Genomic DNA, 25,715 nt, shown 5'->3' with positions numbered 1-25,715 from the left:
GGTTTACTTTCATTTTCATCTGCACCATCACCATTACCACCTGGCAAGTATGCATATTTACTTTTAATTGACATAATATTTCTCCATGTTTAGTTACAAACCGTAAAATATCCCAATTTGATATGACAATCAAGCTTTGCTTAATTATCTCTAACTTCAATAGGTTCCGACTCTTTAGCCTTCCCTTGTAAGATTGATATTTCGACTCTTCTATTGCGTCTTCTGTCTATATCATTTTCGTTGGGTACCATCGGCCTTGTGTCTGCGTGACCTACAACTACCAAGCGGTTTTTATCAAAACCTCTCGCTTTCACCATTTCAGTTGCAACCGCAACCGCTCTGGTTGCTGATAAATCCCAATTATTACTGTAAAGCTCGTTGGTCACTTGAAAATCATCGGTATGTCCAGATACCGTTATTTCACCAGGTACATCCTTCAGTAATTCCGCAATATCTTGTATTACTGGTTTAAATTTTGGTTGTAAAAATGCACTGCCTGATGGAAAGGAACCATTCTCTTGAATACGAATGATGATTTGCTGTCCCAAAGATTCGAGTTCAATTGCACCGTCCATGATTTGTTTTTCCAATTGCTGGGCTATTTTTTTAACTAACTCATCGACTTGTTCTTGATCTGCTGAAGACACGGCCTGCTGCATAGATTGTTCTTGTGAGGTACTTTGTGACTCGCCGCCTCGCTTGTTACCTCTTTGCTCCTGTCGCCCGCCAGCTGAACTTTCATCACCAGCCTGAAACTCTAACATTTGCTGCGTCATTTCCACGGTTTGCTGCTGAATTGTCTCGATTGGCGTAGGCTCAGGCTTACCTGGAGTAAACTCCATTGCAATTACGCTTGTCCCCTTGGGGATATCCTTAACCTCTATTTTATTCTGCACACCAAATGCAAACTTCATTGAACCCGCAATTTGTTTAAATTTAAGTACATCCATTTCGGAAAAAGCAAGTAACAGCACAAAGAAGCACATAAGTAGTGACATCAGATCTGCAAAGGTGCCCATCCAAGCCGGTAAACCGGGAGGGGGACATTTACACTCTTGCTCGTCAGACATGCTTACTCCTCTTTATCAGTGCCGCGTTTTGATTCAGCCAAATAATTTTTCAAAATCCCTTCTATTACTTTAGGGTTTTGGCCATCTTGAATTCCGAGAATCGCGTCCAATATTAGTCGTTGGTTTTGCTCCTCTTCATCCTTTCGCAATTCCAACTTTACCTGAATCGGGATAGCCACAACGTTCGCTAAAAAAGCACCATAAAGGGTCGTTAACAAAGCAACCGCCATTGCAGGACCGATGGCTTTGGGGTCATCCATGTTAGATAACATCGCAACTAAGCCAATCAATGTACCAATCATCCCCATTGCAGGAGCAATATCAGCCAAAGATTTAAATAATGATGCACCTTGCTCATGGCGAGAAGAAGTTAAGGAAATATCTTTTTGTAGTGTCGCTCTTACAACATCTGCGTCGTGGCCATCAACTAACATGTCAACTCCTTTACGCATAAATGCATTCGGTATTTCAGCTTCTTCTAGGGCTAAAAAACCACCTTTTCGCGCTGAATCTGCAAGTTCTACAGCTTTTTCTATTAGCTCTTCTGGCGTTTCAATTTTAAACATGAACGCCTTTCCCATCACCTTGCCAATACCGAAAAATTGCGGCATTGTGAAGTTAGACAAAACGATAAAAAGTGAGCCACCAAATACAATAACGGCTGAGGCGGAGTCAGCAAACATAGCGACTTCACCGTCACTACTCATAAACATAGACATGGCAATCAAGCCAATCGCGCCCAATATACCTATTACTGTTGCTAAATCCACATCCCCTCCAGAGAGTCTTATCTACTATTTTTCTAATTCTGACTGCTATGTACTGTAGCCTAATAAAGTGCTTATGCGACGCATCCTCTTACAAAGAGAAAGTACCAGCCTTGTTGTTTATCGGCAAGCTACTGAATATCTTAACCCAATTATATTAAAAACCCGGAAAATTGCGAACAAAGGCGTATGAGTATCTACCTCACAGTTTAGCGTAAAAAAATACGCTTATCTTTGACCTAGTACGCTATTGCCCCTAAAATTGAGCTCTTTTATCCAATAAGCCCAATAAAGAGACGTGACCATGGCTGTAAAGAAACCAGAAAACCTCAGCTTTGAAGAAGCGATACACGAGCTAGAAAGCATTGTGAGTGCAATGGAACAAGGTGAGCTGACTTTGGAGCAGTCATTGAAACAATTTGAAAGAGGTATTTTACTGGCTAATGCATCAAATCAGAAGTTACACACAGCAGAACAAAAAGTAGCTATTCTTATGGGTAGTGACACGCAAAGCGATACAATACCATTCACAGGCAGTACGGATTAAGTTGTGAATTTAAAAATAGAAATAAGCAATGCTCAACAGCGAGTTAGTCAGTTTATCAGTAATTACTTTAAGCAAGATTTAATCACCGATGAAACCGTCAAGGCCGCAACATTTTACAGTATCAATAATGGTGGTAAGCGTTTAAGGCCATTTTTAGTGTATGCAACAGGTAATATACTCGGCGCTCGTATTGAAGATCTTGATGTTATTGCAGCTGCTATTGAATGTATTCATAGTTACTCCCTTGTTCACGATGACCTTCCTGCAATGGATGACGATGACTTACGACGTGGAAAACCCACATGCCATATACAGTTTAATGAGGCACAGGCTATTTTAGCCGGCGATGCGCTGCAAAGCCTCGCATTTGAGTTAATTGCAGAGCACCGCTTTGCTATACCTGAATCTCGTCAATTACGCATGATCCAAGTCTTATCAAAAGCTGCTGGCTTACAAGGAATGGTCGGCGGTCAAGCATTAGACATTGCCGCAACTGATAAAGTTGTTAGCCTTGACGAGTTAGAAAAAATTCACCGCTTAAAAACTGGGGCTTTGTTGACCTGTGCAATTGAATTAGGTGCACTTTGTTCTCCAAATATGAATGAGACTGACTTTACAACATTACAGCAGTATGGACAGAATATCGGGCTCGCATTTCAAGTTCAAGATGACATCTTAGATATTGAAGGTGACACCTATACGCTCGGTAAACCACAAGGTTCTGATATAGGCAATAATAAGTCGACTTATCCTGCAATACTCGGTATGCCTGGAGCAAAACAAAAAGCGCAAGCTCTAACAACAACAGCAATCGAAAAGCTCAATAGTATTAATGCAGATACAGAGTTGCTCGCACAATTAGCAAAATACATAGTTGAACGCGATCATTAACGTCAATTCATGACGTATTAATGACGAAGTTGCATAAATAGATAAAATTAACCACTGGCTTTGTATATAATTACGCAAGGTTTGAGTAGGACATATATAAATACAATGATATTTGATAGTAGCAAGTACCCTTTATTGGCTTTAGCAGAAGAGCCTGAGCAACTGCGCCAGTTACCGCAACATAAATTACCCTCTTTTAGTAATGAGTTGAGGGATTATCTGCTTAACTCAGTTTCGCAAAGTAGTGGCCATTTTGCATCTGGCTTAGGGACCGTGGAACTCACTGTCGCACTTCATTATGTCTATAATACACCTGAAGACCGACTGATCTGGGATGTTGGTCATCAAGCCTACCCTCATAAAATTTTAACGGGCCGACGCGATCAAATTCATACTATTAGACAGAAAGAAGGCCTGCACCCTTTTCCTTACCGGGAAGAAAGCCAATACGATACGTTCAGTGTTGGTCATTCTAGTACGTCTATTTCAGCAGCATTGGGAATGTCAATTGCAGCTAAAAAAGAAGGCAAAGGTCGTAAAACTGTGGCTGTAATTGGTGATGGTGCAATTACCGCAGGCATGGCATTTGAAGCAATGAATCATGCTGGAGATATAAAATCAGACATGTTGATCATATTAAATGACAACGAAATGTCTATTTCTGAAAATGTCGGCGCATTAACCAATCACTTTGCGAAAATACTCTCTGGCAGTTTTTATACGAATATCCGTGAGGGCAGTAAAAAATTATTGTCTGGCGTCCCCCCAGTTAAAGAGCTGGCAAGCAAAGTAGAAGAACACCTAAAAGGGATGGTGATCCCAGGCACGTTCTTTGAGGAATTAGGCCTCAATTACATAGGGCCAATCGATGGTCATGATGTCAATATGCTTGTCGATACGTTGCGTAATATGCGCAACCTAAAAGGACCTCAGATACTGCATATTAAAACACAAAAAGGAAAAGGTTATGAACCTGCTGAGGCCGATCCAATTGGCTATCATGCCGTACCAAAATTTGATCCTTCCATCCATAGCTTGCCTAAATCTAAACCAGCCGCGGCTACATTCTCGAAAGTATTCGGTCAATGGTTATGTGATATGGCTGAACAAGATCCGAGGTTGATGGCAATCACCCCAGCGATGCGAGAAGGCTCTGGCATGGTGCAGTTTTCAAAACAATATCCGCAGCAATACTTTGATGTTGCGATTGCTGAACAGCATGCAGTTACACTCGCAGCGGGTTTTGCATGTGAAGGCTTAAAGCCTGTTGTCGCAATTTATTCTAGCTTTTTACAGCGAGCTTACGATCAGTTAATTCATGATGTCGCATTACAAAACCTGCCCGTGCTATTTGCTATTGACAGGGCTGGTATTGTGGGAGCTGATGGCGAAACACACCAAGGTGCCTACGATCTAAGCTTTATGCGCTGTATTCCAAATATGATTATTATGGCACCCAGTGATACCAACGAATGTCGGAAAATGCTCTATACAGGGTTTCAATGTGACCAACCTGTTGCAGTGCGTTACCCTAGAGGCAGTGCTGGCACTGCGGAAATTCAAATGCAAATGCAGGCACTGGAAATAGGTAAAGCAAAACGCATTCGAGATGGTAATAAAGTAGCTATTCTTAACTTTGGTACATTACTTGAAAATACACAGCTGGCTGCTGATGAACACGATGCTACTTTGATTGATATGCGCTTCATTAAACCACTTGATACGCAACTACTAACTGAGCTATCACAATCTCACAATCACTTTATCACGATTGAAGACAACGCAATATGCGGTGGTGCTGGTAGCGCAGTCAGTGAGTTCTTTTCCAGTATTGGGGTAGTAACAAAAGTTAACCATCTAGGTATTCCTGATGAATTTATCAAACATGGGACACAGGATGAAATTCACGATGAGATGGGCTTATCAGCGCAAGGGATACTGCATACCATCAATGCACTTGTTAAGTAAAAAAAGGAGCATATAGCTCTTTTTTTTTATCGAACAGAGAACTAATTTGATGACTAAAAAGACCCCCTCATTCAACTCATTCTCTGATTTTTATGTGTTTTATTTACGTGAACATCGTCAACCTGCATGCCGAGGGATGCATTATATTGGTTGTACATGCGTTATCGGACTCATCATTACATCATGCTTAATGCAATCTGTAAGCACTCTTATTTTCATACCCATTACAGGTTACGGGTTTGCATGGTTTGGTCATGTTGTATTTGAGAAAAACACACCTGCTACATTTAAATACCCGATCTATTCCTTCATCGCTGACTGGGTAATGTATTATCAATGGTTATTCAGAAAACAGCGCAATTAGCAGTTCTGTTCATCGCATCCATACTTTTACTTCAGCCAAACCATTTTCCTGTAATGTTTGCAATTGTGATTCAATATTACTACTTTGCTCAAACTCGAATGCATCTAGTTGTTCATCGAAAATAATCGTTGCAGCGCCATCTCCGCCTCGGTGTTTTACTTGATGTAACGCAATATCAGCAAGGTTTACGGATGCCTCCCAACCAATCACCTGACCACCAAGCAATGGTAATGGGTAGAAAGACCAACCCATAGACACCGTCATTTTCATCGATTTACCATTCGGCAGGTTGAACTCAAAATCTGCCACAGCCTTACACAGGTCCCCTACGTAATCTTCCACTTCATCACGTTTAAAATCTCGTAGTAACAACAAAAACTCATCGCCACTCCAACGCGCGACATAATCAGAGCCTTGTGTGCGCATATTTAGCAATGTAGCTAACTGCTGAAGGCAACTATCTCCACCAATTGGACCATGTGTATCGTTAATCTTACTAAAGCTATCGATATTCAAAATCATTAATACCAATCGTTTGTTTTGTTGCTGTAACGATTGTGCATTTCTCTGATAATGCTCCACGTCTTTTGGTAATTGATCGAACAAAAAGCGGCGGCTACGCAGCCCTGTTAATTCATCGGTATGGCTCACTAGCTTTAACTGGGTATTAACTTGGTTTAGCTTTTCATTGGCTTTTCTTAATTCTGTAGTACGATCAGCCACCAAGTTTTCTAATGCCATTTGCTTACGTCTTTCCTGTGCTCTAAATACCCAAAAAATAAGGTAAAACAAGAAAATAAAACCACATGTGATCACGAGACGAAAATAAATCGTTTCATCAAAACGTCTCGGTAATGAAATCGCGACATGTTTTGCTCTCGCTTTAGACCAGTCCTCCCCTCGCCGCTTAACCTCGAGTTCGAAGATATACTCCCCAGGTGGTAAATTGGTATAAATGGCTTCTTGACCTTCTGGAGCATCACGCCACTCACCTTTTTCTTTACTCGATAAACGGTATCTGAACTCAATACTTTTAGGTGCATAAAAATCAATCGCGGTGTATTGAACCGTAATATCGCGTTCTCCGTTACCTAACAAAATAGGTGCCATCAGTTCAGAACTCGAAATCCGCCTTTCTTGTGTATAAAGCGCTTCTATTTTGGGTTTTAATTCATCAGCCCCAAATAACTTAACGTCTTTTGGTATCTCTACAATACCCTGAGAGCTCGGATACCAAATTGCACTCTGCGTTTCCATAACTGCATCATGACCAAAGCCAGAGCAACATTGACTCGCTTTACCATCTAACTGACGGTCAAATTGGCTAATGACTTGCTCTACTCTCAAATTATCGATATTCTTCTTAAATTGCGGTGCGGGCATTCTATACACGCCCTTTTTTGTACTCACCCAAATTTGCTCAAACTGTTTATCATAGTAAAGAGAGTTAATTGAACCATAAGGCAATCCGTTTGACGCATCTAGTTGGTGCCATAGGCCCTCATCTGTCTTATAAAACAACCCATGGCTTCGTGAGCCTATGAGCGTAGAGATACCGTCAAGATGTAAAATACTCGTAACATAAGCAACATCAAGAGAGGTATGTCCCCCCAGCTTTTCAATACCTCGTTCATTGTATTGGTAAGCACCTTTATTTGTGCCAATGAAGCCAAAGTTCGGTAAATCTAAAACGAATGTAATATATTGACTACCTAAGAAGGAGTTGTATGCGAATGGTGTTAAGCCTGCGTAATCTAATCGATATAGTCCACGACCAGTACCGAGCCACAACCCCCCTTTATTTGATGTACTAATTGAGAAAACGGGATTATCTCTTAACTCAATGAATGGCAGAGTATATATCTTACCTTGCTCGTAAAGTAATACCCCCTTTTCAGTACCTAAATATAAGCGACTTCCTTGAAACTCCAAATCAAAAACTTGGCGCCGTTGCAACTGCTGCATAGACAAAACTTGCCGATATGTATCTCCATCACTCAAAACACCTATGCCCAATCGACTAGAAACCCAAACAGACTCATCTTCAGCTTGAGTTATTGCGGTCACACCTTGGTTGCTTAAAGGTCCAACTTGGTGCCTCTCTACTTTGCCTGAATGCGCAAACCACAAGCCTTCATTTAAACTACCCAACCAAATATTATCTTCACGATCTTTAAAAATATCTGAAAACCATATATTTTGATCTGATTGAGTCGGTTTAACTGATTGCCAATTACCATTGGATTCCCTATACATCAATTCATTTGATGTAGACACCCAAAACCCGCCATCTTCATCACCTTGAAACTTGTATACGGCCGTATTACCAATTTCATCGTACCGTCTTATCACTTCATCTATATCAAGGAAGTAAGCGCCCAATTCGGATGCGAGGTAAAGTCGACCATCTATCCACGATAAATCATGGATAATGGTTTGTGCCAACTGTCGAGGTAAAGACAACTTACTTGCAAGCTCTAAGCGAAACTCCGTGTTACTCCCCGACCTTGACTCTTTAATCTTCAATAAATGGTGCTCATTGACCAACCAAATACCATCAGATGAAAGTGCCATGCGTGTTACTGAACCAACAATTTGATTGATCTTTCTAGGCGTCAGACTTAACGCTTCGCGCTTCACATTCTTTTCAGACAACTTCTCAGCAGAGACGTAATACAAACCATTTGATGCAATCCAAATACCGCCATCGTGATCTTGCAGTAAATCACGAACCGGTCCTTGAATATTAAAGCTTTGTGCTTCTAATGTTTGAGGGTTTAAGCGATGTAAGCCACGGCGAGTGCCTATCCATAACATGCCGTACTTATCAATAATTAGCTTGTGAATGGCATTCGATTGTAAAAAAGCACTGTTCTGAGTAGTTAAATTAGTGAACTTATGTCCATCAAAGCGACTTAAGCCAAACTGCGTACCTAGCCAAATATACCCATTATTATCTTGCACAATACTGGCGATAGATTGTGACGGTAAACCGTTTTGTAAATTCCATTGTTTTACAACGTAATCATTGATTGCTGCAGAAGCGGTGTTTGCAAATAAAACCACTCCCAAAATAAAAAACAAACAAGTCGCTACTAACGTTCTTTTCTTAGTCACAAATATCAGCCTAAATTAGCCTGCTAAAACACCCGTTTTGAGCAAAGCCTGTAAACAAATCAATGAAAAAACACCTGCTAAAATATCATCAGCCATTATGCCCCAGCCGCCTTTTAAACGCTTATCTAATAATTTAATCGGCCCAGGTTTTACAATATCAAAGAAACGGAACAACAGAAACCCAGCAAGTAAAGTTTGCCAACTTAATGCCGCACCTAACATTGTAATATAGAACCCTGCGACTTCGTCCCATACAATAGCTGGGTGATCATGTACTTGTACGTCTTTTGCCGTTTGCCCACAAGCCCACAAGCCAAAAACACTAATCACAATCGCAAACACACACTGCAACCACAATGGGTAACTGTAAGTAATAAAGATAAAGGGTAAAGCCGCAAATGTACCTACAGTACCAGGTGCGACAGGAGATAACCCTAAGCCAAACCCTAAACCAAAAAATTGGTGGGGTCGTTTTAAATTAAACTGCTTAGCCAAACCTTCTCCTAGCTAAAGTGCTCAAAACCAGTCTTTGGAAAAGGCCAAGGGTGGTTTTCATATAATAATTCGATATTGCCATCTCCTGCTTGGATTTGGCCAATACAGACAGGCTCAACACCGTACTGACGTAGCTTTGCTTCCATAGCAAGCTTACTTCCTTCAGAAACAGTAAACAGCAACTCATAATCATCACCATACGCCAGCGCTAATTGTAAAGATTGCTCTACTGATACGCTGTTTCGTAACGCGTCTGACATCGGAACCATATCTGCATTTATTTGAGCTGCAACACCTGATTGGCGCAATATATGCGACAAATCGGCAAGTAACCCATCCGAAATATCTATCGCAGACGAAGCTATGCCTCGTAAAGCTTGTCCTGCTGCAACACGTGGCGATGGAAAGTGAAAGCGCTGTAATGCACAGGCAAACGCCTCATCGTCTAATTGCCAGCCATTTTTGCGGCTTTCAATGGCCAACCCTGCATCACCCAAAGAACCGGTGACATAAACCCAATCACCAACCTTTGCACCTGAACGAGTCAAAGCTTTTCCTTTCGGTACAATGCCCTTAGCACAAATAGTGATGGTCAGTGGCCCTTGGGTCGTGTCTCCGCCGATAATCTGAACATTAAAATATTCAGCTATCTCATGCATGCCTTCGGTAAACTCATCTAACCAATTGGGGTCAATATTAGGCAATGTTAAGCCTAACGACACCCAAGTTGGCTCTGCCCCCATTGCAGCTAAATCACTTAGGTTAACAGCCAAAACTCGATGACCTAATGCCCGAGGTGGTATATCTGAAAAAAAGTGAACGTCCTCAACAAGCGTGTCTGTTGTTATTGCTAACTGACAATGCTCTGGAACGTTAACAAGTGCACAATCATCTCCAATCCCTAAATCTACATCTCGTCGTGCAACGCCTCGACCAGTGAAATAGCGATTGATTAATTCAAATTCCTTCATACACAAAAAAGCCGGCCAACGCCGGCTCTCCTTTTTGTTGCCCTTACTTGCGGATATCTTTAACCGCTTTATCTAGCACTCCATTGACAAACTTATGACTGTCTTCTGCACCAAATATTTTAGCTAACTCAATACCTTCATTGATAGCAACTTTGTAAGGAACGTCTTCGCGGAATTTAAGTTCATATGCACTCACACGAAGTACAGCTCTTTCTACCATATCTAAATCATCAAATGGACGAGATAAGTGAGGAGTAACAATTTCATCAAGCTGTTTTTGATTAACTGCAACGCCACGCGCTAAATCTTTAAAATACTCAACATCCACTTTCGTAACATCATTTTCAATCAACATTTGTTGCTCGATGTCACCAATTGGGTTGCCACTTAATTGCCATGAGTACACGGCTTGTAGTGCTAATACGCGCGCTTTACGTCTTGCTGCTGGTTTCACTGAGGATCCTCTTAAATTTTATCGAGTACGTTAACCATTTCTAGCGCACCAAGTGCAGCTTCGCCACCTTTGTTGCCCATCTTAGTTCCCGCACGTTCAATAGCTTGCTCGATACTTTCAGTGGTCAAAACACCAAATGCAACTGGAATATCATAATCTAATGAAACACTTGCTAATCCTTTATTGGATTCATTTGCAACCAAATCAAAGTGTGGCGTACCACCACGAATAATCACACCCAGTGCAATTATTGCGTCAAACTCTTTCTTCATTGCAATACGTTTCGCAGCAAGAGGCAATTCTACAGCACCCGGAACATATACCACAGTAATATCATCATCACTGACACCGCCAGTGCGTTTTAACTCATCAACAGCACCGTCAAGTAAACTGCTTCCGATGAAGTCATTGAAACGTGATATGACAATGGCAAATTTCTTGCCTGGCGCGTACTTGTTACCTTCAATAATATTCATTAGATGATCCTAATCTTGTGTAATACCACACCTACCCTCTTACATAGAAGTAGCTTGGTATGAGCAATTGCCAAATTGGTGCGCATAATAGCACAACTTTAGCTTTCCCCAAACAACCTTTAATCACGCAAACATATGCGCCTCAGTCGCTATTTTGGTTCAACGTATTCTACCACTTCTAAATGAAAGCCAGAGAGTGCATGATACTTTTTAGGCATACTCATTAAACGCATTTTTTGAATACCTAAATCGGCCAAGATCTGCGACCCAACACCAACAGTACGAGATGTACCTTGAAACTTGCGATGATTAACACTTTCGCCAGCATCTTCTGCGGAAAATGCTTTTACCATCGCTTCAATGTCAGTTGGATCTTCTTGTTTTCCTAGAATCACAAGCACGCCATTATTTTCACTAATGTGCTTCATTGCACTGTGCAAACTCCAGCTACGATCTGCACCTCGGTCGGAAAGCAACACATCATTAAATGTGCTTTGTAAATGTACTCGTACCAATGTAGGTTCAGTTGTACTAATTTCACCGCGCTTCATCACGTAATGCAGCTGACTATCAATTGTATCTTTATAAGTTACTAAGTTAAATTCACCAAACTCAGTTGGTAATTTACATTCAGCAACCTTCTCTATCGTCGTTTCATTCAAGTTTCTATATTCGATGAGGTCAGCAATAGTGCCAATTTTTATCCCGTGCTCCTTTGCAAAAACCTCAAGCTGTGGACGACGTGCCATCGTGCCGTCGGCATTCAATATTTCAACGATAACAGATGAAGGCTCCAAACCAGCCAAGCGCGCTAAGTCACACCCCGCCTCGGTATGACCTGCCCGAGTCAAGACACCACCAGCTTGTGCCATAATTGGAAAAATGTGGCCTGGTTGTACAATATCTTGCGGTACGGCACCTTTGGCTACCGCAGCTTGCACAGTCCGCGCTCGGTCAGCAGCAGATATGCCTGTTGTTACGCCCTTCGCAGCTTCTATAGACATGGTAAAGTTAGTTGAAAACTGTGCACCATTATTGCGAACCATCAATGGTAAGTCTAATTGTTGACAACGCTCTTGAGTCATTGTTAGACAAATAAGCCCACGACCATGAGTGGCCATAAAGTTAATTGTATCAGCCGAAATGTGTTCAGCTGCCACAATTAAATCCCCTTCGTTTTCGCGGTCTTCATCATCCATTAAAATAACCATTTTACCGGCTTTTATATCATCAATGATCTCTTGCGCACTATTTAAATTCATAATTTACCTGTCTATTTTGATTTGCTATCGGGTTACTTTATAAAGCCCGCTTTGGCTAACAAATTCGTTGTGAGAGTTGATTCTTTCGCTGGCATTTGCGCCCCTTGTATCAAACGCTCTAAATAACGAGAAATTTGATCGACTTCTAAATTAACCTTTGAGCCAACTTGAAAGTCTACAATGGTGGTTTCTTGTGCCGTATGGGGTACGATTGTCAGTTTAAATTTGTTTTCTTTTATCTCATTGACTGTCAAGCTTATACCATCAATTGCAACTGAGCCTTTATAAGGAATATATTTCATTAGGTCATCTGGTACTGCTAACCAATACTCTGTCGCTCGTGCATTTGACGTTACACTTTCAATCGTGGCTACACCATCAACATGACCTGACACTAAATGTCCTCCAAGTCGCGATATCGGTTGCAAGGCCTTCTCTAAATTTACTTTTTGACCCACTTTATACTGTGCAAACAATGTCAGATGTAAAGTCTCATTTGATAGGTCAGCTTTAAAACCATCACTATACTTTTCAATAACAGTCAGGCACACACCATTGGTTGCGATGCTGTCTCCAAGCTTCACATCATTCATCTGTAACGTGTCACTTTTGACTCGAACAGTTAAGTCACCGTGGTTGGCTGACAACTCAGTGAGCGTGCCGGTTGCTTCAATTATACCTGTAAACATAATGCCTCTATCAGCTTGGTCTTAATATTAAACGAACGTCTTCATCTATGCGTTCAACACTCGTAAAATTAAGTGTCGCTATATCATTCATGCATGCTATTGTTTGTGTGTTAAACAACCCACGTCCATCATGGCCAATTATTTTAGGGGCGAGATAAATAACAAATTCATCTATTAGTGTTTGTTGATGAAAAACACCTGCCAAAGTTGCCCCAGCTTCAAGCCATACTCGATTAATACCGCGTTGAGCAAGCAAAGCCAATGCCGCATGACAATTAATTTTTAATTTGCTATCAGGGACAACCACTTGTTCTACAAAGTGCGGCCAGTCATGAGAATTATCAAGACTGGTTCTTAAAATAATAACGGGGGAATCAATTTTAAACAAAGGTAAGTTTGGTGAGAGTCTATTTTGTGAATCAAATATGACTCTGGTAGGCTGACGTAATTGCTTACCTTCAGGAAGAGAAATATCACACTCACTTTCACGGACATTCATTTTTGCATCGTCAACTAAAACGGTGTCGGCCCCCGTAAGGACAGCACAACTTCGGGCTCTAAATATTTGTACATCTCTTCGCGCAGCTGAAGAAGTTATCCACTTACTTTGACCATTACTCAACGCGGTTTTTCCATCCACTGACGCAGCCAGCTTACAACTTACAAATGGGAGTCCAAATTCCATTCGCTTAAGAAAGCCATCATTTAAGGCCCGAGCCTGTTCCTCTAATAACCCAAACGCTGTTTCAACTCCCGCCTGTTTTAGCATGGCTAAACCACGGCCGGCAACCTGTGGATTTGGATCCACCATAGCTGCAATCACTTTGTTCACACCTGCATCAATCAAACCTTTTGCGCACGGTGGTGTTTTCCCAAAGTGGCTACAAGGTTCTAATGTAACGTAAACCGTAGCACCTCTCGCGTGAGTGCCAGCTTCTTGAAGAGCATGAACTTCAGCATGGCTTTCTCCAGCCTTTTGGTGAAAGCCTTCACCAATAATACGACCATTTTTTACAATGACACATCCCACATTTGGGTTTGGTGTGGTGGTATATTGACCTTGCTGTGCTAACTCAATTGCACGCGTCATATATGACTTATCTTGTTCACTAAACACCGCTAATCCCCTAACCGTGCTATTTCTTCACCAAATTCTCGTACATCCTCAAAAGAGCGATATACCGACGCAAAGCGCACATAAGCTACTTTATCTAGCTTTTTTAAGGCTTGCATTATGCATTCACCAATCATATGACTTGGGATCTCACGTTCACCTGTGGCTCGAATAGTAGATTTAATCTCATGAATCACTTCATCTACTTGCTCGGTACTGACCGGTCTTTTTTCCAGAGCTCGGTGCAACCCATTAATGAGCTTATCTTCATTAAACGGCTCCCTTGAACCATCTTGCTTTATCACTCTTGGCATCACAAGTTCGGCACCTTCGAAGGTGGTAAAACGCTCATGACATTCAATACATTCGCGACGACGACGCACTTGATGACCAGAGCTCACAAGGCGCGAGTCAATTACTTTTGTGTCTTTGGCGGTACAAAATGGGCAATGCATAGTTGTTCACTTATAACTGGATACAAAAAAGGCCGCTAAATAGCGGCCTTAATGATATCAAAAATCTCTAATTGTGTGCGCTAAATTATGCGTAAACGGGTAATTTAGCACAGATAGCTTTCACTTTTTCTTTTACATCCGCTTGTACTGACTCATCATTAATATTGTCTAGTACATCACAAATCCAACCAGCCAATTCACGAGACTCAGTCTCTTTAAAACCGCGACGCGTAATCGCAGGAGAGCCTATACGCAAACCCGATGTCACAAATGGTGAACGAGGATCATTTGGTACTGAATTCTTATTAACCGTAATATTGGCACGACCTAATGCAGCATCTGCATCTTTACCCGTGATATCTTTATCAATAAGATCTAGTAAAAACAAATGGTTTTCAGTTTTTCCAGAAACAACCTTATAGCCACGTTCTTGTAAAACCGACACCATCGTTTGAGCATTTTTAACAACTTGTGTTTGATATGCTTTAAATTCAGGTTGAAGTGCTTCTTTAAACGCAACTGCTTTAGCCGCAATAACATGACATAGAGGGCCACCTTGGCCGCCAGGGAATACTGCACTGTTCAGTTTTTTATAAATCGCTTCATCATCACATGCCGAAATGATCAAACCACCGCGCGGACCAGCAAGTGTTTTATGTGTTGTCGTGGTGACAACATGTGCGTGAGGCACAGGGCTTGGATATACACCAGCAGCAATTAAACCTGCAACGTGCGCCATATCAACAAATAAATATGCACCGACTTTATCTGCAATTTCTCGGAATTTAGCCCAGTCAACAATGCCAGAATAAGCAGAGAACCCACCGATGATCATTTTAGGTTTATGCTCAAGCGCTAACGCTTCTACTTGCTCATAATCAATCTCACCCGTTGCTTCATTAAGTCCGTATTGCACTGCATTATACAATTTACCAGAAAAGCTCACATGAGAACCATGAGTCAAATGGCCACCATGGGCTAAGCTCATACCAAGTACAGTATCACCAGCGTCTAACAGCGCTAAAAATACCGCTGCATTTGCTTGAGAACCGGCATGCGGCTGAACATTGGCGTAAGTTGAGCCAAACAGTGCATTAGCACGATCAATCGCTAGCTGCTCAACAACATCGACATGCTCACAACCACCGTAGTAACGCTTACCTGGGTAACCTTCTGCGTATTTATTTGTTAACTGCGAACCCTGCGCTTCAAGAACGCGTGGGCTACAGTAGTTTTCAGACGCGATAAGTTCAATGTGTTCTTCTTGACGAGTTGTTTCAAGCTCAATCGCGTTAAATAATTCTGGATCAAAGTCTGCAATGTTCATGTTACGTTCTAACATGGGGTCTCCTAGGGGCACGTAAAGGTATAAAAGCCGTATTGTACGCTCTAATGCGTGTATTGCCTATGCTGTAGGCGTGAGCATATTTAAACAGGGATTGAATTTATTTCACAGTGTTTATGCAATGATATTTTTTTATTTAAACATTTATAATTTTAATAAATAAAAACCAGTGAATTAAAGTTATTAATATAAGAGCCGAGCAAATCGACTCTTAAATACCTATCATCACGATATATCGATTTTAATCTCTATAACAGTTTTTCAAACATCGCTGCTTTTAATTGTTGATAATCTGCACCCAACGGTTGCGCCAAACAGCTTTTATCTAACGCGTCTTGCAAAACGCGAGGCATCGCAATTTCTTGACCTAACACATTTTCAACTGACTCTTTAAATTTAGCAGGGTGCGCCGTTGCTAAAAATATACCGATGCTATTTTCACCTTTATCATGACGTAGCCCTTCGAACGCAATAGCTGTATGTGGCTCAGCGATATACCCTGTATGGGCAATTTCTCGCATCACTTTCTCTGTCACTTGCTCAGACACGCTACGTGAATAAAAATCATGTTTACTAAACTGCTCAGAGCCCAACATGCTTTGCACTCTTGGCCAATTATTAGGTTTACTCACATCCATTGCGTTTGATAATGATTCCATTGTTGCTTTTGGTGCCCAATCACCAGAGTGAACAAATCGTGGAACAGTGTCATTTTGATTTGTTGTTGCTGATAGCTTAGCAATAGGCAAACCAATGACAGAACCTATCATCGCAGCACACACATTGCCAAAATTACCACTTGGCACCGATACATGCACATTGTCACGCTCTGATTTCGGTAATTGCGCTAAGGCTTCAAAATAATAGCAAACTTGCGCCACTAAACGGCTTATATTAATTGAATTTGCAGAGTTAAGTCCTAATTTACTTTTTAGCTCTTCATCTAAAAAGGCTTGTTTTACTAGCGCCTGACAATCATCAAAACTACCATCAACCGCATAACAATGTATATTTTCACCTAAAGTGGTGAATAGTTTTTGCTGAGCCAGTGATATTTTGCCTTCAGGATACAAAATTACCACATCAACATTGGCTTTTTTATAAAATGCGTGAGCAACAGCCGCCCCCGTATCGCCGCTAGTTGCGGTTAAAATAGTGACGCGTTCACCTTGATTGAATAACCCCACACATTCAGCCATAAAACGCCCACCAAAGTCTTTAAACGCAAGCGTTGGTCCATGAAAGAGTTCCAAGCAATAGTTTTTATCATCTACTTTCTCTAACTTCACCGGAAAGTTAAAAGCCCGCTGAACCATGTCTGCTAATGTATCTTTAGGCAATTCATTGCCAATTAAATGTGCAAGTATTTCTGTACTTCGTTCTACAAATGGCAAATCAAGTAATGCATCTACATCGCTGAGTTTTCGTAAATCAGTGGGGAAAAATACACCTTGATTTCGTCCTAACCCCGTTTTTACCGCCTCCGTAAAGGATACCTGTTGTTGTTTATCTTTTAAATTTACGAGGTTCATTTTAAACTCCTAAAGAAATGGCACGAGTACCACGATTATCTAGCTTGCAAATATGGCTGAAGCCATGCGCATTAATATAATTTTTTTCCAACCACTGCTGACAATGTTCAGCTGCGGCCAACGACTTACAAATAGTGAACAACGTCGGGCCTGCTCCTGAAATACTCACGATTTCAGCACCCAATTTAGGTAGTGCCGATTTTGCTTCACTAAAACCAGCTATTAATGACTGCCTGTAAGGTTCAGCCAATTTATCTTCCATAAGTTCTAATGCTTCATCAAAACGTCCTACTTGCATTAGTAAGCAGTAACTCGCTAACCGCTGTGCAAATTCAACCGCGTCATGATTGCTCAGACTAACTGGTAGTACGCCTCTCGCTTTAGCAGTATTTAAAGCAAAACCTGGGAAAGCAGCAACATAGTGCCAATCTTCACTGACAGGAACACTGATTGCCTTGTTGGGGACCAAATGGGAAGTTAGCTGCAACCCACCTAGGTAACACGGGGTGATATTGTCGTAGTGGCGAGCACCACTAACCTTCCCCTCAAAGTCAGCCATTAACTCAATCAGTGCTTCCTGAGATAACTTCGTTTGTGCAAACTCATTTAACGCAGTAAATGTTGCCACAACCGAGCAAGCACTAGAGCCAAGCCCCGATCCTATCGGCAAACGCTTTTCAAGAGTTAACGACACGCTTGGCATATCTGAAGCCACATGTTCTCGAAAATGCACCAAACATTGATACGCTAAGTTTTCTTGCGCGCTCTTTGGCAACTTTTCGGCATATGGGCCAACACAAAAAAATGCATCGTTGTCCGCATGTTCAAGATGAACAACATCGCCAAGTAAAGTACCATCAATGGGCGCTAATGCAGCCCCTAAGGAATCAAAACCAACACAAAAATTACCAATGGATGCCGGTGCATAAATAGATATCATTATGCGTAACTCCTAACGTGACAACGTTTTTAATATATCAGCAAAAACACCCGCTGACGTGACTTCAGCACCTGCTCCATAACCACGAATAACAAATGGGCGAGGTTGATAATACTGACTCAATATGGCTAATGCATTTTCACCATCTCGAATATCATATAAAGCATGAGACTTATCGACGGCTTCAATACCAACTCTGCAATGGCCATTTTCAATACTTCCAACATAGCGCAACACTTGACCTTGCTCTGCTGCGGCTTTCACTTTTAAAGCAAAACTACCATCAAGCTCTGGAAGTTTTGTCATAAATTCGTTAACGGATGCTCCCTCAGCAAATGACTCACTGACGACCGGTTCCACTTCGATGTCAGATAACTCCAACGCAAGCCCTGACTCTCTGGCAATAATAAGTAGTTTACGAGCCACATCAGTGCCCGATAAATCATCACGAGGATCGGGTTCTGTAAAACCGTTTGCTTTTGCTTTCGCTGTAGCCTCGGATAAACTCAAGCCATCTTCTAATGCGCCAAACATATAAGATAGTGACCCTGATAATATGCCATTAAAGGATAAGAGTTCGTCTCCCGCACTAAATAAAAGCTGAAGATTATCTAATACAGGTAAGCCAGCTCCAACATTTGTTTCGTACAAAAACTTACGGTGCTTTTGTTGCGCTGCATTCACTAATGCTTGATAGTAATCATAAGTTCCTGTATTTGCTTTTTTATTGGCTGCAACAACGTGAAAGCCGGCGTTAAGAAAATTACAATATTGGTCAGCCAACTGCTGCGATGAAGTACAATCGACAATAACAGGGTTTATTAAGTGGTTTGATTTCACAAACGCTTCTAACCTTTCTAAAGTAAGCCCATCTGTTTGCTGCTCTAACTCTCCGTGCCAAGTATCAAAAGGGACGCCTTGCGCATTTAGATACAGTTTTTGAGAATTGGCCACACCATAAAGGTTCAACTTTATATCTCGATTTTGAAGCCAAGATTGTTGCTTTTCAAGTTGTTTGATCAGCTCCAGCCCTACGAGGCCAACCCCCAATAAAAACACATCAATTGAAGGAATATGTGTAAAGAAGTTTTCATGGCATACTTTCACCGCATCATTACATAAACTGCCATCGACAACAGCAGAAATTGCACTTTCGGTAGAGTCCTGAGCGATTGCTACAATGTTAACTTGCGCTTGAGCTAATGATGCAAAGAACTTCGCAGCTAAGCCACGATGTGCTTTCATATTATCACCAACCAGAGTCACTATCGCCAATTCTCTTTGTACTTGAACAGGTTCAATCAAACCCGCTTGAGACTCTAATTCAAATGCTTGTTCAAGTGCGGTCAACGCCAGATTTAAATCAGCTTCGTGTACACAAAAACTGATACTGAATTCACAAGAAGATTGAGTGATTAAAACAATAGACACGTTATCATTCGCTAACGCGTTGAATACTCTTGATGCCATACCAACTTTACCTTTCATGCCAGGACCTGACACCGTCAGCATCGCGAGCGATTCTAGGCTTGATAAAGCTTTCACCTGTTCATTACCACGACGCTCATTACTTATCACCGAGCCTGGCACATCTGGGTTATGGGTATTTTTTATTTCACACGGCACACCCGCTTTCGCACAAGGCAAGATAGTTTTCGGATGAAGTACTTTGGCGCCAAAATAAGATAATTCCATTGCTTCTTTATAAGAGAGCCAATCAACTTTAGTTGCTTTACGTATAAAACGAGGATCCGCATTATAAACACCATCAACATCAGTCCATATTTGGCAGACTTGTGCTTGCAAACAAGCGGCTGCAACAGCTGCTGAGTAATCAGAACCATTGCGACCAAGTGTCGTAAGTTCGCCCTCTTGATTGCGACCAGTAAACCCTGGCATGATATAATACTTGTTGGGGTTTTCACGCATAGATAAAGTAAATTGCGCCTTACTCAGCTTTAAATCAACTTCCGCATCTAAATACCCACCAACAGTCGCTATACAGTCTGTCGCATCTAAATAACTGGCTTGAGCGCTGCCCAACATAGCTTGCATTAAGGCACAGCTCACTCGCTCGCCAAAGCTTATGATGTAAGCGCGCACTTGTGCTGGACAATGATTGAGAAGTTTTACCCCAGCTAATTTATTAGCCAAAGCTGAAAAGTCAGGCCAATGCGCTATTTCACCGTATAGCTTGGTCACCTGCAGATGTAGCGCATTTACTCTGCTTTGTAATGCTTGCCACTGCACATCATACGATACACCTTGCTCTGCCAATGCTGCTAATTCAACTAATTGATCTGTCATCCCACCAGGTGCTGATAAAACAATAAGTGCTTCATCGCCTGACTGGGTTAACACTAAATTCTGTACTTGCCTTAAACAATCAAAGTCGGCTAAAGAAGAGCCGCCAAATTTTAATACTCGCATCATGGTAATTTCCTCATTCCAAAAACGAAAAAAGGCCTGTGTTCTTAGTGAACACAGGCCTTTTAAATACGCACCGACCTATGCCACTATCCAGATTGGATGGTGGTTGTAATAATAATGGTCGAAGTGTTAAATTTTAATTTCATGAGTTAAGAGTGCCTGAAATGTAGGCGAAGTGTCAAGGCTAAAGTACAACAATCTTTATGCAATTTACTCACGTTAATGACAAACCTTTTCAAAAACATTGCTCATTATAGGAGAAAATGCATTATTTCTTCTTGCTAACGAATACCATACTGTCCAAGGAGCGTTAATAGTTGTTCTGCCGTAACCGGTTTTTCAATAAAATCTATTGCGCCTAAACCAATAACACGACTTTTCATCTCTGGCTGAATATCTGCTGAAATAACCACCACATAGGTTTCTATTTTGCGCTGTTTTATTGCCTCAAGCACACCCACACCGTCCAGTTCCGGCATAGTCAAATCAAGACAGAGTAAATCAATTTGCTGCTCCTCTAACATTGTCACAGCTTGCGCACCATTTTCAGCTTGCACAATCTTAGCCTCAAGTGCGCTAGACAAACAACGAACAACCTGTTTTCTTGCAACCCTTGAGTCATCACAAACTAATATAGAATAACTCATATCAAATATTTATCTTCCAATAACCCGTACGATGGCAATGATCAACTTATACCACATTTAATGATAATTCAGTAAGCCCCTAAACTATATATTCATTTAATATGCACATTGTGTGCAATAATGTCAGATATTTATTTATTTTTAAGGCTTTATTAGCTAAGTTTAAGTACATATCCTGCTGTTGACCTAATTGAGGAGCCAAGGTTCATTCATGTTACAAAAAAGCCTATCGAAAAAGCTACTCACGAATGTGCTATCGGTTTACTTTCTGTTGACCTTTGTTGTTACCTGTGGCCAAGTCGTTGCTGAATACGTCAATACGAAGGACTATATTCGTAATGAATTAACGATGCTACAAAAAACATTCAGTAGAAGTTTAACACGTGCCATATGGGAACTTAATACCAAACAAACAGTTACTACTGCTGAAGGGTTACTTGCAATTCCGATGATTGAAGGGATCATTGTCCGCGATGACAGTGGAGAGATTATTTCTCAATTGGGCCGTTCGCTCGACATTCACGAGTTGTATAGTCAGCAGCTAGTACAAGAAGAAGCCATTATAGAAGATACCCCATCAGGGTTATTTGGGTACACATTTCCATTAATTTTTGAGTTTTCCGGCCGCGCAACACAAGTGGGTGATGTCACCCTGTTTTCTAGTCGAGAAGTCGTCTTTAGCCGAATCATGATCTCAATTTACTTCTTGATCGGTAATGCAATGATCAAGACGACATTCCTTATTATTTTATTTTTGATCGCATTTAGGCGTTTACTTACTGAGCCTTTAACAGATCTTACAGATCAAGTTGAGGACTTCGAATTAGACAATATTGATGCACAACGCATAGACATTGGCACAACTGAACGCAATGAACTTAAAGTCATGGAAGAAGCGTTCAATAAATTAATTGATAAAGTCGCTGAGTACCGAAAAAAGCTGGATCAAACACAAAAAGAGTTACTAATAAGTAATGAAAAACTTGATCAGCATAACTTGCAATTAGAACAAGAGGTGGCAAGAAAAACATCAAACCTTAGTCAAGCAATGATGGACTTACAACAACAAAAATATGAGCTAGAAAAGCAAAAGTTAACGCTTACAGAAGAAATAGATCTACGTCGCCAAACAGAACAAGAGCTGTTAACTAAGCAAAAAGAACTTGAACGTTATCTCGACGAGCTAAATATGGCACAAGAGCGCTTGGTTGGATCTGAGAAAATGGCAGCCCTAGGTGGCCTTGTAGCTGGGATAACCCATGATATAAATACCCCTGTGGGTATAGGTGTGACCGCTACATCATTTTTACAGGAACGATTACATCAGCTGGAGGCCGCTTATGAGGCCAAAACCTTATCTCCAAAAGCACTTGAGGAGTTTATTAATGAGGCCAAGCAAAGCACCAGCTTGTTAACAACCAACTTAGACAGAGCTTCTGAATTGGTCGCAAGCTTTAAGCAAATTGCGGTTGACCAAGCCAGTGAGGCCGTTCGTACTATTAACTTTAAAGAATACTTGGCAGAAGTGGTTCGTTCTTTACACCCTAAAATAAAAAAAACCAAGCATGATATTCATATTTCTTGCCCCGAAGATTTAACCTTGAACTTGCCTGCTGGCGCGATTAGTCAAATATTTACTAACCTTATTATGAACTCATTGATCCATGGCTTTGAAGGTATTGATAAAGGCAGCATAGATATTGAAATTACTGATGACAACGATGATGTACGTATTTTGTATAGAGACAATGGACGCGGTGTCAGTGCTGTGCAACTGGAGAAATTGTTTGACCCATTTTTCACAACTAAAAGAGATCAAGGCGGCAGTGGCTTAGGTACTCACATCACCTTAAATTTGGTAAAACAAACACTTAATGGCGATATAGAAGTGACCAGTGAAGAAGGTAAAGGTCTAGTATACCAAATCAGTTTCCCTAAAAACATGCAAGCACCACTGGCGATGTTTAGTTAGTCTGATTACTTGAATACAGCAACCTCTTACCTTTGTTGTATTCAAGTCGCTTTAACACTTCCTTGTCTGAAAATTATTGTTATCATAGCGACCACTATTTAGCACGGATACCGTTTTTATGTGGTTTAGTAACCTGATCTGTTATCGATTCAAGCAAGATATCTCATACAACCAAGAAGATTTTGAACAAGCATTAGAGCAAGATGTATTCCGCCCTTGTGGTAGCCAAGACATGAGTACATTTGGCTGGTCAAAAGCATTCGGTAAACATGGTAATAGCCTGTCACACTTTTCAAAAAACAGCATTTTAGTTTGCGCAAAACGCGAAGAGAAAGTGCTGCCTGCTGCTGTTATTAATGACATGGTTGCAGAAAAAGTTGAGCTTATCGAGCGCGAAGAGAACCGCCCGGTTAAGAAAAAAGAAAAAGACGAGTTAAAAGAAAATATTCTCGCGACTTTATTGCCACAAGCATTTAAGAAATCAAGTTTACAATTCGCTTTTATTGATCAAGAGAACGGCTGGGTTATCGTCAACAGCGCCAGCTTCAACAAGGCGGAAGAGTTATTGGCATTACTACGCAAATCACTTGGTACATTGCCCGTTGTTCCTGCTTTTGCTAACTATGATTTAGATGTGTTTTTGACCAATTGGTTAACTAAGTTTGAAACACCAGATGGGTTTGCAATTGGTACCGATGCTGAATTAGAAGAACCGGATGACAATGGCGCGCAAGTAAAATTAAAGCAACATGATTTATCTACTGATGAAATCAAGCACCATTTAGAAAGTGGTAAACGTGTCACTAAGCTCGCCTTAGATTGGCGTGAGCGTGTTAAGTTTATGCTTCAAAATGACGGCTCGATTAAACGCTTAAGTTACGCTGACGCACTGAAAGAACAAAATGCTGATATTCCAAAAGAAGATATGCTCGTAAAGCTCGATGCCGATTTTATTCTGGTAAGTGAAGAAATCAAAGAGCTGATAGATGAGTTAACGCAAAGCTTAGGCGAAGCTGAAGACTTATAAACATTACTTAACCTCAGGTTTGGATAAGGGTTTTGGAATAGGAAGTTTTTTTTAAAGAAAATTACGTACAATCCAATGATGATATTTTGTTCAATATCAAGGCGCTTTTATGCAGTAATCGCGGGCTATTACTGCATAAAAGCAACGCCGAGAGTGAGAAAAATAGCTTTATTGGGCAAGCTCGCTTATCCAGAGCTGAGGTTAGTTAGTAGTAAGGTGAGCTTCACCTTACTACTTTTTAAGCGCTCGATGTTAAGCAAACATACTTTTTACATCTTCTAACGTCGATAAGTATTCATCACTCGTAAACATGTCTAATGTACGCGTTACGCCCTTGGCTTCATAGGCGCTAAGCGCCGCAGCTTTATCAGACACTTGTAAGATACCTTCTATAATCGCACCCACACGAATAAAGTCGACATAACAAACATGATCAGGTTTGTAGTTTGGATTGGACCAACTTTCAGCAACCTCAACAAAGTCATCGGTAAACCCCCACTCCCTCATGATTGCTCCGCCAATTTTACCCGCGAGCTTTTGTATTGCATGAGCTAGAAAGCTCGGGTTCGCGAACACTTCTGGATGACGCTCCGCTTCTGTTAAAATAGGCAAAACGCCAATGTTAAACACCAGTGATGCTAACGTAATGGTATCTTTATTTAGAGAAGTATGTTTATTTACGCGAAGATAAAAATCCATAGTCGTAATAGCTTGGCACGCCACTTTGAGCGTTTTTTGCCATGCCTTATCCATATACGTTCTGATCAACTTATTGTTCGATACAAACAATTGTTCCATCGCCATTGCTGTGGCGATATTTTTGATTTGTCGCAACCCGATTCGTGTAACAGCTTGGTTAAGTGTATTCACCTTAATTGAGCGTCCCATAAACGCACTATTGGCAACTTTAATCATGCGAGCTGACAAAGCGGGATCTTGAGAAATAACCTCTGCCATCTGTGCTAAGTTTACTTCAGGATCATCTGCTGCTTGTCTTACTTTTACAGCAATTTCAGGTAAGGTGGGCAATACAAGTGTATCGTTATTTATCCTATCAATAAGAATGGTCAGTAAGGCATTTTCTGTCGACATAAGCTATATCCCTTGGGTAGAAATTTTCTGGTGTGCATAATAAAGCACGCTTATTTTTATACCCTTTAGTATTGACTAAGTTAACCATAA

General features: G+C 41.0%; 23 protein-coding genes. 6 read left to right on the top strand and 17 right to left on the bottom strand.

Annotated elements, in window-relative coordinates; genetic code table 11:
* Positions 1-140 precede the first annotated feature (140 nt).
* Positions 141-1,070 (bottom strand): flagellar motor protein MotB, encoded by a 930-nt coding sequence (locus tag PAUR_RS04700; protein WP_192506664.1) that lies wholly within the window; start codon positions 1,068-1,070, stop codon positions 141-143.
* A gap of 2 nt (positions 1,071-1,072) precedes the next feature.
* Entirely contained in the window at positions 1,073-1,840 is a 768-nt protein-coding gene (gene pomA / locus PAUR_RS04695) for a flagellar motor protein PomA (RefSeq protein WP_192506663.1), read from the bottom strand.
* Between the two features lie 301 nt (positions 1,841-2,141).
* Here pomA and PAUR_RS04690 point away from each other — a divergent pair, with 301 nt between their 5' ends.
* The 4 genes from PAUR_RS04690 (at position 2,142) to PAUR_RS04675 (ending at position 5,607) form a co-directional block, all read left to right on the top strand.
* Positions 2,142-2,384 (top strand): exodeoxyribonuclease VII small subunit, encoded by a 243-nt coding sequence (locus PAUR_RS04690; RefSeq protein ID WP_192506662.1) that lies wholly within the window; start codon positions 2,142-2,144, stop codon positions 2,382-2,384.
* Between the two features lie 3 nt (positions 2,385-2,387).
* A complete protein-coding gene (gene ispA, locus PAUR_RS04685; RefSeq protein ID WP_192506661.1) occupies positions 2,388-3,275 on the top strand; it encodes a (2E,6E)-farnesyl diphosphate synthase in 888 nt (295 codons plus the stop codon).
* A gap of 105 nt (positions 3,276-3,380) precedes the next feature.
* On the top strand, positions 3,381-5,243 hold the full coding sequence (dxs, locus tag PAUR_RS04680) for a 1-deoxy-D-xylulose-5-phosphate synthase (protein WP_192506660.1): 1,863 nt from the start codon (positions 3,381-3,383) through the stop codon (positions 5,241-5,243).
* A gap of 49 nt (positions 5,244-5,292) precedes the next feature.
* Positions 5,293-5,607, top strand: a complete 315-nt coding sequence (locus PAUR_RS04675) for a DUF962 domain-containing protein (RefSeq protein WP_192506659.1) — start codon at positions 5,293-5,295, stop codon at positions 5,605-5,607.
* Between the two features lie 9 nt (positions 5,608-5,616).
* On the opposite strand, the gene PAUR_RS04670 is transcribed toward PAUR_RS04675, so the two are convergent.
* From PAUR_RS04670 to PAUR_RS04605, 14 genes are all read right to left on the bottom strand, one after another.
* Entirely contained in the window at positions 5,617-8,724 is a 3,108-nt protein-coding gene (locus tag PAUR_RS04670; RefSeq protein ID WP_192506658.1) for a two-component regulator propeller domain-containing protein, read from the bottom strand.
* 15 nt (positions 8,725-8,739) lie between these two features.
* A complete protein-coding gene (locus PAUR_RS04665) occupies positions 8,740-9,219 on the bottom strand; it encodes a phosphatidylglycerophosphatase A family protein (RefSeq protein WP_192506657.1) in 480 nt (159 codons plus the stop codon).
* Positions 9,220-9,227: 8 nt separating this feature from the next.
* Complete coding sequence (gene thiL / locus PAUR_RS04660) at positions 9,228-10,190, bottom strand: thiamine-phosphate kinase (protein WP_192506656.1); 963 nt, start codon at positions 10,188-10,190, stop codon at positions 9,228-9,230.
* A 43-nt stretch (positions 10,191-10,233) separates the two neighbouring features.
* Positions 10,234-10,644 (bottom strand): transcription antitermination factor NusB, encoded by a 411-nt coding sequence (nusB, locus tag PAUR_RS04655; protein WP_010362354.1) that lies wholly within the window; start codon positions 10,642-10,644, stop codon positions 10,234-10,236.
* Between the two features lie 11 nt (positions 10,645-10,655).
* A complete protein-coding gene (gene ribH / locus PAUR_RS04650; protein WP_192506655.1) occupies positions 10,656-11,120 on the bottom strand; it encodes a 6,7-dimethyl-8-ribityllumazine synthase in 465 nt (154 codons plus the stop codon).
* Positions 11,121-11,269: 149 nt separating this feature from the next.
* Positions 11,270-12,382: a bifunctional 3,4-dihydroxy-2-butanone-4-phosphate synthase/GTP cyclohydrolase II gene (gene ribBA, locus PAUR_RS04645; RefSeq protein ID WP_192506654.1), complete on the bottom strand. Its 1,113-nt coding sequence runs from the start codon at positions 12,380-12,382 to the stop codon at positions 11,270-11,272.
* A 32-nt stretch (positions 12,383-12,414) separates the two neighbouring features.
* Positions 12,415-13,071, bottom strand: a complete 657-nt coding sequence (locus tag PAUR_RS04640; RefSeq protein WP_192506653.1) for a riboflavin synthase — start codon at positions 13,069-13,071, stop codon at positions 12,415-12,417.
* 10 nt (positions 13,072-13,081) lie between these two features.
* Positions 13,082-14,161 carry a bifunctional diaminohydroxyphosphoribosylaminopyrimidine deaminase/5-amino-6-(5-phosphoribosylamino)uracil reductase RibD gene (gene ribD, locus PAUR_RS04635; RefSeq protein ID WP_192508502.1) on the bottom strand — a complete coding sequence of 360 codons (1,080 nt, stop codon included), beginning with the start codon at positions 14,159-14,161 and terminating at the stop codon, positions 13,082-13,084.
* A gap of 29 nt (positions 14,162-14,190) precedes the next feature.
* Positions 14,191-14,640: a transcriptional regulator NrdR gene (gene nrdR, locus PAUR_RS04630; RefSeq protein ID WP_192506652.1), complete on the bottom strand. Its 450-nt coding sequence runs from the start codon at positions 14,638-14,640 to the stop codon at positions 14,191-14,193.
* An 85-nt stretch (positions 14,641-14,725) separates the two neighbouring features.
* Complete coding sequence (gene glyA / locus PAUR_RS04625; protein WP_192506651.1) at positions 14,726-15,982, bottom strand: serine hydroxymethyltransferase; 1,257 nt, start codon at positions 15,980-15,982, stop codon at positions 14,726-14,728.
* Between the two features lie 251 nt (positions 15,983-16,233).
* Entirely contained in the window at positions 16,234-17,517 is a 1,284-nt protein-coding gene (gene thrC / locus PAUR_RS04620; RefSeq protein ID WP_192506650.1) for a threonine synthase, read from the bottom strand.
* Position 17,518: 1 nt separating this feature from the next.
* Positions 17,519-18,457: a homoserine kinase gene (thrB, locus tag PAUR_RS04615; RefSeq protein ID WP_192506649.1), complete on the bottom strand. Its 939-nt coding sequence runs from the start codon at positions 18,455-18,457 to the stop codon at positions 17,519-17,521.
* 12 nt (positions 18,458-18,469) lie between these two features.
* The gene (thrA, locus tag PAUR_RS04610) at positions 18,470-20,887 is read right to left on the bottom strand and encodes a bifunctional aspartate kinase/homoserine dehydrogenase I (protein ID WP_192508501.1); all 2,418 of its coding nucleotides are present in this window, start codon (positions 20,885-20,887) and stop codon (positions 18,470-18,472) included.
* A 281-nt stretch (positions 20,888-21,168) separates the two neighbouring features.
* On the bottom strand, positions 21,169-21,534 hold the full coding sequence (locus tag PAUR_RS04605) for a response regulator (protein WP_192506648.1): 366 nt from the start codon (positions 21,532-21,534) through the stop codon (positions 21,169-21,171).
* Between the two features lie 211 nt (positions 21,535-21,745).
* Here PAUR_RS04605 and PAUR_RS04600 point away from each other — a divergent pair, with 211 nt between their 5' ends.
* Positions 21,746-23,506 (top strand): sensor histidine kinase, encoded by a 1,761-nt coding sequence (locus PAUR_RS04600; RefSeq protein WP_192506647.1) that lies wholly within the window; start codon positions 21,746-21,748, stop codon positions 23,504-23,506.
* Positions 23,507-23,624: 118 nt separating this feature from the next.
* On the top strand, positions 23,625-24,533 hold the full coding sequence (gene rdgC / locus PAUR_RS04595) for a recombination-associated protein RdgC (protein WP_192506646.1): 909 nt from the start codon (positions 23,625-23,627) through the stop codon (positions 24,531-24,533).
* Between the two features lie 252 nt (positions 24,534-24,785).
* Here the strand turns inward: rdgC and PAUR_RS04590 are convergent, their stop codons facing one another.
* A complete protein-coding gene (locus tag PAUR_RS04590; RefSeq protein ID WP_192506645.1) occupies positions 24,786-25,625 on the bottom strand; it encodes an HDOD domain-containing protein in 840 nt (279 codons plus the stop codon).
* Between the last annotated feature and the right edge of the window lie 90 nt (positions 25,626-25,715).

This window comes from Pseudoalteromonas aurantia 208, from assembly GCF_014858725.1.
GTDB lineage: Bacteria > Pseudomonadota > Gammaproteobacteria > Enterobacterales > Alteromonadaceae > Pseudoalteromonas > Pseudoalteromonas aurantia.
Note: the sequence above shows the minus strand (reverse complement) of the source record. Positions and strands in the feature narration are given on the sequence as shown.